Annotated in this window: 14 protein-coding genes; 9 read left to right on the forward strand and 5 right to left on the reverse strand. The window is 58.7% G+C overall.

The window, feature by feature from the left end:
- The first annotated feature begins 146 nt into the window (after positions 1-146).
- The 8 genes from ACR0A1_RS08145 to ACR0A1_RS08180 all read left to right on the forward strand — a co-directional run bounded on the left by ACR0A1_RS08145 (position 147) and on the right by ACR0A1_RS08180 (position 9411).
- Positions 147-1190 carry a pyridoxal-phosphate dependent enzyme gene (locus tag ACR0A1_RS08145; RefSeq protein ID WP_480752458.1) on the forward strand — a complete coding sequence of 348 codons (1044 nt, stop codon included), beginning with the start codon at positions 147-149 and terminating at the stop codon, positions 1188-1190.
- Complete coding sequence (locus ACR0A1_RS08150; protein ID WP_480867019.1) at positions 1187-2332, forward strand: M24 family metallopeptidase; 1146 nt, start codon at positions 1187-1189, stop codon at positions 2330-2332. Before ACR0A1_RS08145 ends, ACR0A1_RS08150 begins: the two co-directional genes overlap by 4 nt.
- On the forward strand, positions 2329-3042 hold the full coding sequence (locus tag ACR0A1_RS08155) for a maleate cis-trans isomerase family protein (protein ID WP_170594782.1): 714 nt from the start codon (positions 2329-2331) through the stop codon (positions 3040-3042). The genes ACR0A1_RS08150 and ACR0A1_RS08155 overlap by 4 nt, the downstream gene beginning before the upstream one ends.
- 132 nt (positions 3043-3174) lie before the next feature.
- Positions 3175-4275, forward strand: coding sequence for an ABC transporter ATP-binding protein (locus ACR0A1_RS08160; protein ID WP_170401347.1), 1101 nt, complete (start codon positions 3175-3177; stop codon positions 4273-4275).
- 101 nt (positions 4276-4376) lie between these two features.
- The gene (locus ACR0A1_RS08165) at positions 4377-5468 is read left to right on the forward strand and encodes an extracellular solute-binding protein (RefSeq protein WP_170391999.1); all 1092 of its coding nucleotides are present in this window, start codon (positions 4377-4379) and stop codon (positions 5466-5468) included.
- Between the two features lie 70 nt (positions 5469-5538).
- Positions 5539-6813 (forward strand): ABC transporter permease, encoded by a 1275-nt coding sequence (locus ACR0A1_RS08170; RefSeq protein ID WP_170392001.1) that lies wholly within the window; start codon positions 5539-5541, stop codon positions 6811-6813.
- 5 nt (positions 6814-6818) lie between these two features.
- Complete coding sequence (locus ACR0A1_RS08175) at positions 6819-8030, forward strand: ABC transporter permease (RefSeq protein ID WP_170392003.1); 1212 nt, start codon at positions 6819-6821, stop codon at positions 8028-8030.
- Between the two features lie 160 nt (positions 8031-8190).
- A complete protein-coding gene (locus tag ACR0A1_RS08180; RefSeq protein WP_480867023.1) occupies positions 8191-9411 on the forward strand; it encodes an aminopeptidase P family protein in 1221 nt (406 codons plus the stop codon).
- Between the two features lie 30 nt (positions 9412-9441).
- Here the strand turns inward: ACR0A1_RS08180 and speB are convergent, their stop codons facing one another.
- Positions 9442-10413 (reverse strand): agmatinase, encoded by a 972-nt coding sequence (speB, locus tag ACR0A1_RS08185; RefSeq protein ID WP_480867025.1) that lies wholly within the window; start codon positions 10411-10413, stop codon positions 9442-9444.
- A 190-nt stretch (positions 10414-10603) separates the two neighbouring features.
- Here speB and ACR0A1_RS08190 point away from each other — a divergent pair, with 190 nt between their 5' ends.
- Positions 10604-11974 carry a DUF3179 domain-containing protein gene (locus ACR0A1_RS08190; RefSeq protein ID WP_480867026.1) on the forward strand — a complete coding sequence of 457 codons (1371 nt, stop codon included), beginning with the start codon at positions 10604-10606 and terminating at the stop codon, positions 11972-11974.
- Here ACR0A1_RS08190 and ACR0A1_RS08195 read toward each other — a convergent pair whose 3' ends face one another.
- The 4 genes from ACR0A1_RS08195 to lpxC form a co-directional block, all read right to left on the reverse strand.
- Positions 11975-13660, reverse strand: coding sequence for a chloride channel protein (locus ACR0A1_RS08195; RefSeq protein ID WP_170392011.1), 1686 nt, complete (start codon positions 13658-13660; stop codon positions 11975-11977).
- Positions 13661-13752: 92 nt separating this feature from the next.
- Positions 13753-15402, reverse strand: coding sequence for a DNA repair protein RecN (gene recN / locus ACR0A1_RS08200; RefSeq protein ID WP_480867028.1), 1650 nt, complete (start codon positions 15400-15402; stop codon positions 13753-13755).
- Positions 15403-15438: 36 nt separating this feature from the next.
- A complete protein-coding gene (locus ACR0A1_RS08205; RefSeq protein WP_170392015.1) occupies positions 15439-16302 on the reverse strand; it encodes an outer membrane protein assembly factor BamD in 864 nt (287 codons plus the stop codon).
- Positions 16303-16428: 126 nt separating this feature from the next.
- Entirely contained in the window at positions 16429-17349 is a 921-nt protein-coding gene (gene lpxC, locus ACR0A1_RS08210; protein WP_170420844.1) for a UDP-3-O-acyl-N-acetylglucosamine deacetylase, read from the reverse strand.
- Between the last annotated feature and the right edge of the window lie 80 nt (positions 17350-17429).

Raw genomic sequence — 17429 nt, forward strand, 5'->3', positions numbered from 1 at the left:
CAACCAAAACGATTGAAAAGATACTCATTCATCAGATCCAGGGATGCATGCAGAACATGAACACAATCCTGCTGAATCAAGGCCGAGCTTGACAGCCTTCGGCCAATTCGTTCACGTCGGCGCAACACAAGATCAGGGAGCGAGCGATGAAACTAGTCAGTAACCCGTTTCGAGGTGGTTCTAAGCTTTCGGATCAGGCCCCTTATCCCTCCGTAGAGACAGATGGGTTGGGCCGGCATCGATTCTTCTGCCCTGACTTTGTCGAAACGCCCCTTGTGAATGCATCGGCGCTGGCACCCGTCGCGAATCTCTGGGTTAAAGATGAGCGAAGCCGTATGGGCCTGGGATCGTTCAAAGCGCTGGGTGCGGCTTATGTGATCGCCTGCGAAGCGAATGACATCTCGGTCACGCCAGATGGTAACACGCTCAAAGGGCGCACCTATGTTACGGCAAGCGCAGGCAATCACGGGATGAGCATGGCCGCGGGCGCGCGCACTTTCGGAGCTGATGCAGTTGTCTACATCGCAGAAACAGTTCCAGAAAGCTTTGCAGATCGCCTGCGCGCTCAAAACGCACAAGTGGTCCGGGCGGGTGCTGATTACGCCGCCAGCATGGAAGCAGCCAGTCAGGCGGCGCAGGACAATGGCTGGACTTTGCTCTCGGACAGTTCCTGGGAGGGGTATACTGAACTACCGTACTTGCTGATGGAAGGGTATCTGCAAATGGCGGTCGAAGCCGCCGAGCAATGTACTGAGGCACCAACGCACGTTCTTCTGCAAGCCGGTGTTGGCGGCATGGCCGGAGCCGTCGCTGCCTATGCGCGGGTCGTTTGGGGAGATGCTCCGCAGATCATTGTTGTCGAGCCAACCTCTGCCCCGGCGCTGCAGGCCAGTATCGAAGCGGGGCATTGTGTGTTTGCTGACGGGCCCGACAGCATCATGGGGCGACTGGATTGCAAAGAGCCCTCGCTGATCGCCTTGAACGGCTTGGCCCGAGATGCCGATCTGTTTCTGACAATCGAGGATGACACTGTCGAAGCACAGCTTCCGGCCATGGCGAAGGCCGGGTTGGAAACCAGCGCCTCGGGCGGTGCTGGCATTGCGGCCGTTCTGAACGACGCGATCCGTAGTGAACTGGGTATTGGACCGAATTCCAAAGTGCTCTGCATCTTGAGCGAGCAACCTGCATGAGAGGTTTCGCACCAGAGGAATTCGCGACCCGCGTTGCGCGCGCCCAGCATCGGATGCAAGAAACCGGTCTATCGGCCCTGTTGCTTACGACTGAGCCCCAGCTTCGCTATTTCACAGGTTATCTGACCCGTTTCTGGGAAAGCCCAACGCGGCCTTGGTTTCTGATCGTTCCGATTTCTGGCAAGCCGGTTGCAGTAATCCCATCCATCGGTGCTGCATTGATGGCGCAGACATGGATCGACGACATTCGAACCTGGAGTGCACCCGACCTTGAAGATGATGGGGTATCCCTGCTGGCCGATACACTGAGAGAGTTGACGCCTGAAAACGCCTCAATCGGCTGCCCCGACGGGCATGAGACCCATGTAAGGATGCCACTGGCCGATCTAAGGCATCTCGAATCCGCAATTGGAGCGCGCCAAATTACGGGTGACCATGGCATCCTGCGGGCGCTGCGGATGGTGAAATCTGACGCCGAGATCGCAAAGATTCGAACTGCCTGTCAGATTGGTGCCCACGCCTTTGCACGAGTGCCCGAGATTGCCTCAGCAGGGACACCGCTGGATCAGATATTTCGAAACTTTCAGAGACTCTGCCTTGAAGAGGGTGCCGACTGGGTGCCCTATCTGGCCGGAGGGGCCGAGCAAGGCGGGTACTCGGATGTAATCTCACCCGCGACACAGACCCCGCTTCGTATAGGCGATGTGCTGATGCTCGACACCGGCCTCGTCCACGATGGCTATTTTTGCGACTATGATCGCAATTGGTCCGTCGGCCCAGCGAGCAAGGCGGTACGCGATGCACATGCCAGATTGGTCGAGGCTTCGGATGCAGCGTTTGATCAAGCCCGCCCAGGCGTGACGGCTTCTCAGCTTTTTCATACGATGAACACCATACTCACCGATGGCAGCGCGGGAACCGATGCAGGGCGTCTGGGCCACGGGTTAGGAATGTCGTTGACCGAATCGCCCTCGCTTATTCCGGATGATCATACTGAACTGCAACCAGGAATGGTTTTGACGCTTGAACCGGGTATTGCGGTCGATGGCAAAATTCTCGTGCACGAAGAGAACATCCTGATAACCGAAGGCGCGCCCGAATTCCTCAGCCCCCGGATAGGACCGGAGATTGCCGAGATATGAGCACGTTGCCGTACACACTGGATCCTGACGATCCCTCGGCCGTACCAATGGGGCTGATCGTTTTACAGACTGACGAGACAATCGAACCTGAGTTTCGTAGCCTTTTTATCGATGACAAAAGCCCTCTTTATGTCAGCCGCATTCCCAGCGGGGCCGAGGTTAACACCGACACGCTGGCGCAGATGGAGACCGACTTGCCTGCAGCGGCTGATCTGCTGCCAAAGGCGCGGCCCTATCGAGTTGTTGGCTATGGATGTACGTCAGCCAGTTCGGTTATCGGCTCGGATCGGGTTGAGCAGATGGTCATGCAGACCTGTAATACAGCGACCGTCACCAACCCGTTGCGGGCAGCCTCCGCCTGCGCGAGACATTTGGGCGTCTCAAAATTTGCACTGCTGTCGCCTTACATCGAAGAAGTAAACACTCCGTTGCGACGCGCGTTTGCAGAACAAGGCATCTCGATGGATGTGTTTGGCACTTTCGGCGAATCCGAAGAAGCCAAAGTTGTGCGGATCTCAACCGATTCCGTGGTCGATGCCGCCGTGCGACTGGGAAGAGATTCAACAGTCGACGCCGTATTCCTTAGTTGTACGAACCTTCGGACACTGACGGCTATCCCAAGGATCGAAGCGCAGATCGGCAAGCCTGTCCTGTCAAGCAACCAGAGTTTGGCCTGGCATATGAAACAACTGAACGTGTCGCAAAATTAGGCAAATGCGGCGTTTACGCGACTCCAATTGCTTTACGGGCTTGCGACCATTTGTTAGCCTCGTCATCAATGCACGAGAAGATCAATGAGGCCCGGACCAACCGGGTAATCATTTGACGCAACAGGGGGTCTTGTGACCGACACAAATAGCGACGCCGCGTTTGTTGAATTTCAACGCGTTCAAAAGTCTTATGATGGCGAGAACCTCGTCGTCAAAGATCTCAACCTGGCAATGCCAAAGGGCGAATTCCTGACCATGCTCGGGCCGTCCGGATCAGGTAAGACGACCTGCCTGATGATGCTTGCCGGATTCGAAACCGCCACACATGGCGAGATTCTTCTGGATGGAAAACCCATCAACAATATCCCTCCGCACAAACGTGGCATCGGGATGGTGTTCCAGAACTACGCTCTGTTCCCGCATATGACTGTAGCCGAGAACCTTTCGTTCCCGCTGGAAGTCCGCAAGCTGGGCAAGTCCGAGCGCGAGGAGAAAGTCAAACGCGCGCTGGACATGGTGCAGATGGGTGCCTTCGGCAATCGTCGCCCCGCGCAGTTGTCGGGTGGTCAGCAGCAACGGATCGCACTGGCACGTGCGCTGGTTTTCGAGCCCGAACTGGTGTTGATGGACGAACCGCTGGGTGCGTTGGACAAACAACTACGCGAGCATATGCAGTTCGAAATCACCCGTCTGGCGCATGAACTGGGCATTACCACCGTCTACGTGACCCACGACCAGACCGAGGCATTGACCATGTCCGACCGTGTTGCGGTGTTTGACGATGGCCGCATTCAGCAACTGGCCCCGCCGGATCAGCTGTATGAAGAACCCGACAACAGTTTCGTGGCGCAATTCATCGGTGAAAACAATACCCTGGAAGGTGTTGTTAAATCCATCGATGGAGATACCTGCCTTGTGCAATTGGATGACGGCTCGGAAATCGATGCGGTGCCGATCAACGTGCACAATCCGGGCGAACGTACCAAGGTCTCGATCCGGCCCGAGCGCGTAGAATTCAATAAAGACCGACTGCATGCCGATGCACATACGCTGAAAGCAACGGTCAAGGAATTCATCTATATGGGCGACGTGTTCCGCTTCCGCATGTCGGTGGCGGGCAATGACGAGTTCATCGTCAAAACACGGAATGCCCCCGACGCCATCCGTCTGAATCCCGGACAGGAAATCGAGATCGGCTGGCTTGCAAAGGATTGTCGTGCGCTCGACGCATAGACCAAGCCGCGCGATACAAACGTGGCTTACCGAGGGACCAGCTGGCGAAAACCCGTGCGTCAGCTGACCAAACAACAAACGGGAAGTACTGGGAGTAACACATGAAAACTACAAAAACACTGCTGACAGCAGCTGCTATTGCGACAGCGGCTGGCGGCGTTTCCGCCGAAGAGATGACCATCGTCTCGTGGGGCGGCGCCTATTCCAAATCGCAGCTCAAGGCTTATCACGAGCCCTATTCGGAGAAGACCGGCGTCACCATCCTGAATGATGACAGCTCGAACGAGGCCGTCGCCAAACTGCGCGCGATGAACGAAGCGGGCAACATCACATGGGACGTGGTTGATGTGGTTGCGGCGGACGCGATCCGCCTCTGCGACGAAGGTCTGGCACTTGAGATCGATTTCGACACTCAACTGGCCCCTGCCCCCGATGGCACGCCTGCCTCCGAAGATTTCGGTGACCTTCTGGTCAGCGACTGCTTTATCCCGCAGATCGTCTATTCAACCACTTTCGGTTATCGCACAGATCTGGTCGGTGATACTCCGCCAACCGACATCTGCGCAGTATTCGATCTTGAAGCCTATCCCGGCAAGCGCTCGCTGGAAAAGCGCCCGATCAACAACATGGAATGGGCGTTGCTGTGTGACGGCGTTGCAAAAGACGACGTCTACGACGTTCTGGCCACTGCTGAAGGTCAGGACCAGGCCTTGGCCAAATTGGACACTATCAAGGACAGTGTCGTCTGGTGGTCTGCCGGTGCCGACACGCCACAATTGCTGGCTGATGGTGAAGTTGTCATGGGTTCGACCTATAACGGTCGCCTGTTCAGCGTGATCGAAGAACAAAAGCAGCCGGTAGCGATGCTGTGGGATGCTCAGGTATTCGATCTTGATGGCTGGATCATTCCGGCTGGCCTGAGCGAAGAGCGTCAACAGCGCGCGCTGGACTACATCATGTTCGCAACTGACACGCAGCGTCTGGCAGATCAGGCCAAGTACATCTCGTACGGCCCGGCTCGTGCCTCCTCTGCACCGCTGGTGGGTCAGCACGCCGATCTGGGCATCGACATGGCACCACACATGCCGACCGATCCGGAAAACGCCAAGAACACGTTCCTGTACAACTACGAGTTCTGGGCGGATTACCGCGACGATATCGACGCCAAATTCCAGGCTTGGCTGGCGCAATAAGCGTCTGATCTCCTGAGATTGTCGGGGGCGGCCTATCGCCCCCGACCCCAAAAATACCCAAGGGGTAACGATGACTGACGCCACCCAAAATACTGGTCCCATGCTGGCCGCGGACGGCACGCCACTCAAGCAATCGCTGGCCCGGTCTCTGCGACGGCAAAAGCTGCGGGCCCTGATGCTGGTCGCCCCACTGCTGCTGTTCGTTATGTTCTCGTTCATCGTGCCTATTGCGGCGATGCTGTTCCGATCCGTGGAAAACAGCATCGTACAAGAGACACTGCCCTTGACGGTCGAAGCATTGCAAAGCTGGGATGAAACCAGCGGCGAGTTGCCCGACGAGGCCGTTTATGACGCCTTTGTCCGCGACATGGTCGTGGCCGTCGATAACAAGACACACACCCGGCTGGGTTCGCGTCTGAACTATGAAGAGACAGGCATGTCTTCGATGTTCCGCCGCTCGGGTCGGAAAATGGGTAAGCTGGACCCCGAAACCGATGGGCCGTTCAAAGACCAGGTCATCGAGATTCACGACGGCTGGGGTGAACCGCAGACATGGGCGGTTATCAAGACGCATTCGCCCGCTGTCACCAATGGCTATTTCCTGAACGCTGTGGACATGCGCCGCACGCCCGAGGGCGCGCAGGCGCAGCCCGAGGACAAGCAGATCCTGATCAAGCTGTTCGGGCGCACTTTGTTCATGTCGCTGGTGATCACCGCGTCCTGTATCCTGCTGGCCTATCCGGTCAGTTATTTGCTGGCGACGCTTCCGATGCGGGTGTCGAACCTGCTGATGATCCTCGTGTTGTTGCCCTTTTGGACGTCATTGTTGGTGCGAACCTCGGCGTGGAAGGTGATGTTGCAGCAACAGGGCGTGATCAATGAAACATTGGTCTGGCTGGGACTGGTGGCCGACGACGCCAGGCTGGTGATCATCAATAACCAGATCGGCACGATCATAGCTATGACGCATATCCTGCTGCCGTTCATGATCCTGCCCATGTATTCGGTGATGCAAACCATACCGCCCTCGTACACCCGCGCCGCAAAATCCATGGGCGCGACCAACTGGACGACATTCTGGCGCATCTACTTCCCGCAATCCATTCCTGGCATTGGCGCGGGTTCAATCCTCGTGTTCATTCTGGCGATCGGCTACTACATCACGCCTGAAATCGTTGGCGGCACCAAAGGTGTCTTTATTTCGAACCGGATTGCCTATCACATCTCGTCCTCGCTGAACTGGGGGCTGGCCGCGGCATTGGGAACGATCCTTCTGGGCGTCGTACTGCTGCTCTACTGGTGCTACGACAAGATTGTCGGCATTGATAACGTGAAGCTGGGATAATCGACATGGCCGCACTTACTCCGATATCCCGCAAACCTTTGTCCATGGTCTTGCCAAGCGTTGCGCTGGCAGGCGCCTTCGCCGGTATCTTTGTCGGCGCGGGCAATGGCTCGGTCTTCCTCGGCATCATTGGCGGTGCAGCCTTGATCGCCGCTGTGGCCTGGGTTTACATCACGATACTCAAGAACGAAAAACTGGCCCGTTGGATCAATATCCTTGGCTTTGGCATCGTCGGTTTTCTGTTCTCTGGCCCAATGGGCGGCGTTCTGGGCCTGTTGGGTGGATGGTTTTTCGTCTGGTTTATCTTTTGGCTGTACGAAGGTCGATATCGCCAAAAACTGTTGCCCTATTTGACCGCGAAGCAAGTGTTCTATCACTACTTGTTCCGGGTGATCTGCGGCGCGATCTTCGTGTTCCTGATCACCCCGATCCTCGTGGTTCTGCCGCTTTCGTTCAACGCGCAGGACTTTTTTACCTTCACGCCTGAAATGCTGCGTCTGGACCCGGAAGGGTACTCGCTCAAGCACTACCGCGATTTCTTCACCAACAATGAATGGCAGCGCAGCTTCAAGAACTCACTCATCATTGCGCCGATTGCGACGATCATCTCGGTCTCGCTGGGCACGCTGGCGGCCATTGGCCTCAGCCAGAGCCACGTTCCAGGCCGCCGCGCCATCATGGGCATCCTAATCTCGCCAATGATCGTGCCGCTGATCATTTCAGCCACAGGCATGTTCTTCTTCTACAGCGATATCGGCCGCTTCATGGAGGGAACACTGGGCATGAACAAGAACTTTGTGGGCTATGTGAAAGTGATCCTCGCTCACGCCGTTCTGGGTATTCCATTCGTCATCATCACCGTGACCGCAACGCTAGTGGGCTTTGACCGCTCGCTGACGCGGGCGGCTGCGAATATGGGCGCGGGTCCGGTGCGGACATTCTTCAAGATTCAGATGCCCTTGATCCTGCCGGGTGTGATCTCAGGCGGCCTGTTTGCCTTCATCACCTCATTCGACGAGGTGGTCGTGGTACTGTTTGTCGGCTCGGCTAGCCAAAAAACGCTGCCATGGCAGATGTTCACCGGCCTGCGCGAACAGATCAGCCCAACCATTCTGGCGGTGGCCACGATCCTCGTGGTGATCTCGATTGCGCTGCTGACCACGGTCGAGCTGCTGCGCCGTCGGTCCGAGCGCCTGCGAGGCCTTTCCCCCGCTTGACGCAGGCCTAGGTCTGATCTAACGATTCACCTGTTCATCCCAGCCGCGATGGCGTCGCGGACGCACTGGGATGATCGGCTCTCGGACCCCGAGACCGCCTGTCCTGAACGCCGGGACAAGTGGCCGGGTTTGCCGCCCGGCAATGATGAGAGACCAAGTCATGACAGACACAACAAAACGCCCCGAATTCTTCACCTGCCACAATGGCGACAAGGCGCCCCTGCCGTTCAGCAAGGGCGAATACGACCGCCGCCTTGGCGCCCTGCGCGCAATCATGGCCAAGCATGACATCCCCGCCGTCCTGCTGACCTCGATGCAGAACATCGCCTATTATTCCGGCTTTCTGTACTGCTCTTTCGGCCGCCCCTACGGCTGCGTGGTAACACAGGACGCTTGCACCACTGTCTCGGCAAACATCGACGCGGGCCAACCGTGGCGGCGCTCGGTTGAGGACAACGTCATCTACACCGACTGGAAGCGCGACAATTACTGGCGCGCAGTGGCCAGCCTGATCGGCGGGGCCAAACGGATCGGGATCGAAGGCGACCACATGACATTGGCGGCGCGCAACACGGCGCTGGACATGCTGGGCGGACCGGAACTGATCGATATCGCACCTGACACGATGTTTGCCCGCATGGTGAAATCCGCAGAAGAGATCGAGCTGATCAAAGGCGGCGCGCGCACCGCTGACGTGGGTGGGGCCGCCATTCACGCAGCTATCCGTGAAGGCGCCACCGAGATCGAGATCGCCATGGCTGGACGCGACGCGATGGAAGAGGAAATCGCCCGCGCCTACCCGGATGCCGAATACCGCGACACATGGGTCTGGTTCCAGTCGGCACTTAACACCGACGGCGCACATAACCCTGTCACCAAACGCGCGCTGCAAAAGGGCGATATCCTGTCGCTGAACACCTTCCCGATGATCTCGGGCTATTACACCGCGCTGGAACGCACCCTGTTCCTGGGCGAGCCCGACGCCGACAGCCTGCGCCTGTGGAAGGCCAATGTCGCGGCGCACGAACTGGGCCTGAGCCTGATCAAACCCGGCGCGACCTGCTCGGGCATCACGGCTGAGATCAACCGCTTCTTCGCGGATGAGGGCCTGCTGCAATACCGCTCGTTCGGGTATGGCCATTCCTTCGGCATCCTCAGCCACTATTACGGGCGCGAGGCCGGTCTGGAGCTGCGCGAAGATATCGACACGGTGCTGGAACCCGGCATGGTCGTCTCGATCGAGCCGATGCTGTGGATCCCCCAAGGCCAGCCCGGCGCGGGCGGCTATCGCGAGCACGACATCCTTGTGGTTGGTGAAGACGGCGCCGAGAATATCACCGGCTTCCCCTATGGTCCCGGCCACAACATCATCGGGGCATAAGAAAACGGGTGGGGCTGATGGCCCCACCTACTACCGCTGGTTGCGTTCGTGAAAGATGAAGCCGAGAAAGTTCAGCAACAGCTGCGCTGCCAGAATCTGGGTACTTTCCGTCGGGTCGTAAGCAGGCGCGACTTCGACCAGATCGATGCCCACAACATCCCCGCGTTTGGCCAGACCCTGTAGAATTTCCAGTACATCGTAGTAGAGAAACCCGCCATGGCTGGGCGTCCCGGTGCCCGCGGCAATCGAAGGACAGAAGGCGTCGATATCTATCGTTACGTAATACCGTGCCCCCTGCGGGATACGCGCCAGCACTGCCTCGGCCCCCAGTTTGCGCACCTGCCGCACAGACAGGATGTCCGACCCGCGCGCACGGGCGTCGTCATAGCCTTCCTTCGCGGTGGATGAGACATTGCGGATGCCCAGCTGCGTCATACCTGAGACATAGTCTTTCTCAATCGCCCGCCGCATCGGGTTTCCGTGCCCGGCGGTCACCCCGTGGCGTTCATCGACAAAATCCAGATGCGCGTCGATCTGCACCACATGGATCGGGCCGTTCTGCGCGCAATCCTCGGCGAAGGCATTGATACAGGGGATGTTGATCGAATGGTCCCCGCCAATTGTCACCGGCAAGGCCCCTGCTTTCAGGATCTTGCCCACACTCAAGGCGATATTCGCATGGCTCTCGTCGGTCTTGGTATGGATAATATCCGCGTCCCCCAGATCAACGATCCGCACCGAGCCATCCAGATAGGTTGCGTCATCTTCGTGATCATAAGCCCCAGCGTGGCCGAAACTGAACAGGGTCGAGGCTTCGCGCACGGCCCGAGGTCCAAACCGCGCCCCCGGTCGCCATTGGGTCCCGAAATCGAAGGGCGCGCCGAGAACGGCGATATCCGCCTCTATCTCATCCCAATTCTCAACATATGGAGATTTGGCGAAGGTTGAGATGCCGACAAAAGGCAGGTTTAGTCGCCCCGCCTTATAACCATGGTCTTGCATGGGTATTTCCTCTTTCATTGCCACTGTCACGTTCGATGACATCAATCGCAGCAGCATCTTGTGCTCAGGATAGACCAATGTCGAGATGCCCGGCGTGCAGCTTCAGAATTTCGAGCCACTCACGCGAGTGTTGCGTGTATGTGATCTGCTTTGCAGGCAAGATCGAATATGAACCCGATCGGAGGATGCCATGTCGATTCCACGTCGCAGCTTTGTCGGCCTGTTGGGGGCAAGCGCTGTAGCACCTCGCGCTCTTTGGGCGCAGGATGACCCTGTTTACGATGCCGTACGTTCAACTTTGTATGGCGGTCGGACCGATTTCGAATCCGGGATGGCGTTCCTGACCGCGCGCGGCAAACCGGACGTTGTGCCCGCGCTTCTGACGGCGATGCGCTATGGTAGACGGCGAGAGCGAGACATTGCCAAAGTCATGGAAGCGTTGAGCGGCGCGCGCCACGGCACAGACTGGTTCGAATGGATGCTATGGCAAGAACGGAACGCTCAGATTGTACCTCATCCATCTTTGATACCGTTCAAACGCGAAGTTCTTTTGGGCATCGATCAGAACTTCGACGTTTTCCTGAAACCCGAGTATTTGCAACGCGACAAGATGAAGATTCGGCTGGAAGAGATCAGTTGGGGTGGTGTGCTCAAGGACGGTATCCCTTCGCTGGACAATCCCAAGCTGATCCCGGCGGCGCGGGCGGACTACATGAAAGACGACGATCTGGTCTTTGGCGTCTCGATCAACGGCGATGTACGCGCTTATCCGCTGCGCATCATGGGCTGGCACGAGATGTTCAACGAGGTGATCGGAGGCGTTCCGGTAGCACTGGCCTATTGTACGCTGTGCGGATCAGGGATTTTGTTTGAAACGCAGGTCGAGGGGCGGCGGAAGCCGTTTGTATTTGGCTCGTCCGGGTTCCTGTATCGGTCGAACAAATTGATGTTCGACCGTGAGACGCATTCGTTATGGAACCAGTACACAGGTAAGCCCGTGGTCGGACCGCTGGTCAACAGTGGGATCGAGCTGAAGCAGCGTCCTGTGGTGATCACCCGCTGGGACAGCTGGAAGGCGTCGCATCCGGATACGCAGGTGCTGTCGCTCAGCACCGGTCATCGGCGCAACTATGGCTCGGGCGTTGTGTATCGCGATTACTTTGCCTCACCCGATCTGATGTTCCCGGCCTTGGTCGATCAAAGTCGGCATCGCCAGAAGGACTACGTGTTCGCCGTGCGCCAGTTCGGCGCGGCGCGGGCGTGGCCGTTGGACGCGTTCAAAGGCAAGCCGGTGATCAACGATGCGATTGGCGGGCGGGCACTGATGCTGATGGGCGACCCGGACAAGCGCAGCGTGCGCGCCTACGAGCGTGGATCGCGCCAGTTCCGCGCGACCACCGATGGCGGGCTGCTGGACGAAACGGGCAACAAGTGGCGCGTCACCGAAGAGGCACTGATTGGCCCGGATGGCGCAGAGTTGCCGCGCGTCGCGGGACATATCTCGTATTGGTTTGCCTGGGACAATTATCTGGGCGACGCAGCCAGCGTTTACGGACGCTGATCAAGAATGTTCCTCGGCCGCTGTGGCGGCCAGCGCGCGGTTGTAAGCTTTCAGCGCGTCGATGTGATAGAGCGCGCCAACGGGGTTTTCACAGCCGTCCTTGTCGATGATCACCACCGGGATGCAAGGGATGTCATCGCGGTCGAAATATGGCATCGCGGCCTCAAGCGTGGCGCTGGCCTTGACGCATAGGCCTTGTTCGATCAATGCCTGCGCGTCTTCCTTGGAGATCGAACGCGCGTCCCCCAGCGGGCGCATCACTGCGCCTGCGCGCAGCATTGCCAGCAAGTAGGCCTGCGGCCCGGCGGCAAGGTGCACATTGCGTCGTTCCAGCTGGGTCAGGAAGAAGGACCGGTCCACAAGGCGCGAGGCCAGCGCAGTGGACATCGAGACCGAAACCATCACGGCGAGGCCGATCTGCCAGTCTCCGGTCAATTCAAACACGATGAGCGTGGTCGAGATTGGTGCGCCCAGCACCGCGGCAGCCACCGCGCCCATCCCGGCAAAGGCATAGAGCGTATGGGTGCCTGACACATCTGGCAGCAATCCGGTGGCGATCAGGCCGAAGGCCAACCCGGTCAGCGCTCCGATCATCAATGAAGGGGAAAACACACCACCACCCATGCGACCGCCCATGGTAATCGCCACTGCGACGGTTTTGATGACCGCGAACAGGATCGCGGTCGTCAGCACGAGGTCCCCGGTCAAGGCACGGATCGTGGTTTCGTATCCCACGCCGATGATGTGCGGAAACCAGACCGCCAACAGGCCGAGCATCGCGCCCGAAACACCGGGGCGCAGCCAGCGCGGCAGAGACAAGCGGTTTTGGATATGCGTGCCGATATCCTCGGCGAAGAAGATCGATCGCATCAGCAGCAGCGAGACCAGCCCGCAAATCAGGCCTAGGATCAGGAAGGCGGGCAGCTCGACATAGAATTGCAACGACCCGGGCGTATCCAGCGTGAATTCGGTCACGTCACCATAAGCCAGCCGGTTGATCACGGTCCCCGCGACCGAGGCGATGACAATGGGCGCAAAGGCATGAACGGCGAAGTGGCGCAGCACAACCTCAAGCGCAAACAAGGCCCCGGCGATGGGGGCGTTGAAACTGGCCGAAACAGCAGCGGCCACAGCACAACCCAATAGGTCGCGCCCGGTGATGCCGTCGGCGTGGATACGGTCGCTGACCCAAGTCGAGATGACCCCGGCCATATGCACAACAGGTCCTTCCCGCCCCGTGGATCCGCCAGAGCTGAGCGTGATCAGCGAAGCGAAAAAAGATGCGATACCGGCCTTCTTTTCGACCCGTCCATCAGTGATGGCCGCACCCTCGATCACATCAGCTACCGAACGCACACGGCCATCATCGGTGTACCTGTTCAGGATGATCCCGACGACCAACCCGCCGACCACAGGTGTAAGGAAAATCCAGAGCCAATGCAGCTTCTCAGCATGGCTGTGCAGGAACAGGATATCTTCGGTGTTGTAGAGATAAGCCTGCAACGACGAGATCGCCATCCGGAATCCCAGCGCCATGAAGCCTGCAGCGATCCCGATGACCAGAGCAATAAACCAGAACTGAATCTGGCTGGGGCCACGATGAAGCATTACCCGCCATGCATCCCGCAGCGCCGAGAGGGCTTGATTGAGCTGATTGCGCAGCACGGTGCGGGTCGATTGGGTCATTGGCCCTCGTTGGGGTGGTCGCCTGACCCTTAGTAAGCCACGCGCGCGCCTTAGAAAAGTCGGTTCACGACAAGATGCTCACAGAATGCGCGTCATGCATCCAACAGGGCACGGGCAGCGGCACGTGCCTCATCCGTAATGGTGTCGCCTGCGACCATCCGGGCGATTTCGTCGACGCGGTCGGGGTCGGCCAGCGGGATCACGGTGGACAGGGTCTGATCGCCGGTGACCTGTTTCTGCACCCGCCAGTGATGCGCCGCCCGTGCGGCCACTTGCGGCGAGTGGGTGACGACCAGCACCTGCCCGCCCTGCGCGAGTGCGGCCAGACGGCGGCCCACCGCGTCCGCCGTAGCACCGCCGACACCACGGTCAATCTCGTCAAAGATCATCGTGCGGGCACTGTCTTCGCCCGTTAGGCAGACCTTAAGCGCCAGCAGAAAGCGGCTGAGTTCGCCGCCCGAGGCGATTTTGTTGAGCGGCCCTGACGGCGCCCCCGGGTTGGTGGCGACGGTGAAGGCCACCGCGTCGATGCCTTCGGGGCCCGGGTCGGTCGCGGTGATCTCGGTCCGGAACACGGCGCGTTCCATTTTCAGGGGCGCGAGTTCAGCCATTACTGCGGTGTCCAACGCACTGGCGGCCTTACGGCGCGTTTCGCCAAGCGCGGTGGCCGCGTTGTCATACGCAGCCTGTGCCGCGTCCACAGCAGCGCGTTTGTTGCTGAGGTCGGCGTCACCCGCATCCAGCCGGTTCAGGCGGTCGCGCAAGGTATCGGCGAAGGTGCCCAGATCATCGGGGGCCACATCGTGTTTGCGTGCCAGCGCGCGAATGGCAAAGAGGCGTTCCTCGGCCTGTTCCAGTTCCGCTGGGTTGAAATCGAGCGCTTGCAGACAGGCGTTGACGCCGTCCTGCGCCTCGCCCAGTTCGATAAGGGCGCGACCCAGCGCCGCAATGGGGCCTTCTAACTGGCCACCCGCATTGTCCGACACGCCTTCCAGCCAGCGCACGGCATCGGCCATCGCGCCCTCGGCCCCGTCGCCGTCCAGCAAGGCAAAGGCACGGGCCACGTCGTCGCGAATCCGTTCGGCCCCTTGCATCATGCGGCGGCGGGCGTCGAGATCTGCATCCTCGCCCGGCTGCGGGTCAAGCTGATCCAACTCGGCAACGGAATGACGCAGGAACTCTTCCTCGGCACGCATAGCCTCCAGCGCTGCCTCAGTCTGCGCCAGAGCTTTGCGGGCGATGGACATCTGGCCCCATGCGGCACGCACGGCGGCCAACTGATCCCCTGCCCCGGCATAGGCATCCAGCATTGCGCGATGCCCGCGTGGGTTCAGCAGGCCTCGGTCATCATGTTGGCCGTGCAGTTCGATCAAAGTATCCGACAGCGCCCGTAACACTTCGCCCGAACAACGGCGGTCATTGACCCATGCAGTCTTACGTCCCTCGGCCGTGTTGACGCGGCGCAGGATCAGCTCCTCGCCACCGGGCAGACCCGCCTCGGCCAGAATCGAATGGGCAGGGTGATCGTCAGGCAGTTCAAACTCGGCCACAACTTCGCCCTGTGCGGCCCCCTGACGAACCAGCTCGGCGCGCCCTCGCCAGCCCAGCACAAATCCCAGCGAATCCAGCAAGATCGACTTGCCCGCGCCGGTTTCACCGGTCAAAGCATTCAAGCCCGGCTGAAACGTCAGCTCCAGCCGGTCGATGATCAGCATGTCGCGGATATCAAGGGCGCGCAGCATCGGGTCTTTAGCGTCCCAAGCCTTTAGCCATGGCCGTTACAACCACTCACCCTTGACGGTCTGGCGATAGATCGTGCTGAGCCAATTGTTACCTCGGCTCTTTAGATCGAGACCACGCGACGTCAGCAACGTGTACCCCGCGTCGTACCATTCCGAGGACTGATAGTTGTAACCCAGAATCGCACCCGCGGTCTGCGCCTCGTCCACCAGTCCCAGCGCCAGATACGCCTCGATCAGGCGATAGAGCGCCTCGGCGGTATGAGATGTGGTCTGAAAATCTTCGACCACCACGCGGAATCGGTTGATTGCCGCAGTGAAGTGATCCTGACGCAGATAATAACGCCCAATCTCCATCTCTTTGCCAGCCAGATGGTCGAAGGCAAGGTCGAATTTCAGTACGGCAGATGTGGCATACTCACTGTCTGGGTAGACTTCGATCACCGTGCGCAGCGCCTGCAGTGCCTGAAAGGTCAGCCCCTGATCACGACCCACTTCGTCGATCTGATCATAGTAGCTAAGCGCCAGAAGATACTGGGCATAGGCGGCGTCTTCGTCAGTGGGATAGAAATCGATATATCGCTGCGCGGCGGCGCGGCTTTCTTCATAGTTCTGGTCCGAATGGAATGAGAACGCCTGCATGATCAGCGCACGTTTCGCCCAATCGGAATAAGGATAAAGCCGCTCTACTTCAGAGAAATACCAAGCCGCGTCGTCCGAGCGATTCTGCGACAGTTCGTATTCACCGCGGGTGTAAATCTGTTCAGGCGTGAAACCTTCGAGGTTTTGGCTGCGGTCTGCCCCACGGTTACCAAACAGACCTCCGGCATTACCACATGCCGTCAAAGTTGCTGCCAGAAGAAGCGCACCTGCGATTCTGACTGCCGCTTTGCTGCCAACCATTCCGCCCATCCTTGTCGTCTACTTAGCGGGAATTACCCCTGATCGGGCCTCGGTCTAGCACATAAAATTCCAGTGCAAAACGCCTTATCCACCCTCATGGCGCAAATGTCGTCAGAGTTGATCAGATCACGCAACCTGCGGGATTTCGCTTCGCACAAGGCCCTGGCCGGGCAGACGCGCGGCTTGTTCAGGGGTACAAAGGATCGGTCGCACAGCGCCCGGTGTTTCGAACAGTTTGCGCAGCAATGTGTTGGTCATCGAATGCCCCGACTTCTCGCCGACAAAGCGCCCCAGAATCGGACCGCCTGCAAGATAGAGATCACCCAGAGCGTCCAGCATTTTGTGGCGCACCGCTTCATCCGTGTGACGGAAGCCACCCGGGGTCAGGACTTCGTCGCCCTGTACGACTACGGCATTGTCCAATGTGCCGCCCAAGGCCAATCCGTTTTCACGCATCGCTTCGACATCTGTGCGGCGGCAAAACGTGCGACTGTCGCAGAGTTCACGCGCAAACGAACCATTGCGCATGTCCAAAACTTTTGTCTGGCTTCCGATGGCGTCATCTTCGAAATCAATGTGGAACTCGATCTCCAGACCTTCCGCAGGCGCGATAGATGCCTTTGCGCCCTCGCGTTCAACAGAGACGGGTTTGAGCACTTCATAAGCCAGTACCGGACTAGCCTGACGACGAACGCCTTTGGCCATGATGCCCCGAACAAAGGCCACGGACGAACCATCCATGATCGGGACTTCGGGACCGTCGATTTCAATCAGCGCATTATGGACACCACATCCGGCAAGTGCCGCCATGATGTGTTCCACAGTCGATACCGACACATTCGCATCGTTAACCAATCGTGTGCAAAGAGGCGTCCGCTCAACAACGTCATAGATAGCGGGGATCAACGCATTGCCCAGCTCGATATCAGTCCGTTTGAACCAGATTCCATGACCTGCCGCTGCAGGCTTCAGAACCATCGTCGCAGGCTTGCCGCTATGCAGCCCAGTGCCAACAAACGTGACTGAAGATTTGAGCGTATGTTGCAATGTGAGCCTCGGTGAGTTGTGTCCAGCCTATCAGGGGCTGTGATGCACCCTCAACTAAGGAAGGGGGCGTTGAGGCTCAA

Source organism: Ruegeria sp. D6, assembly GCF_056534365.1.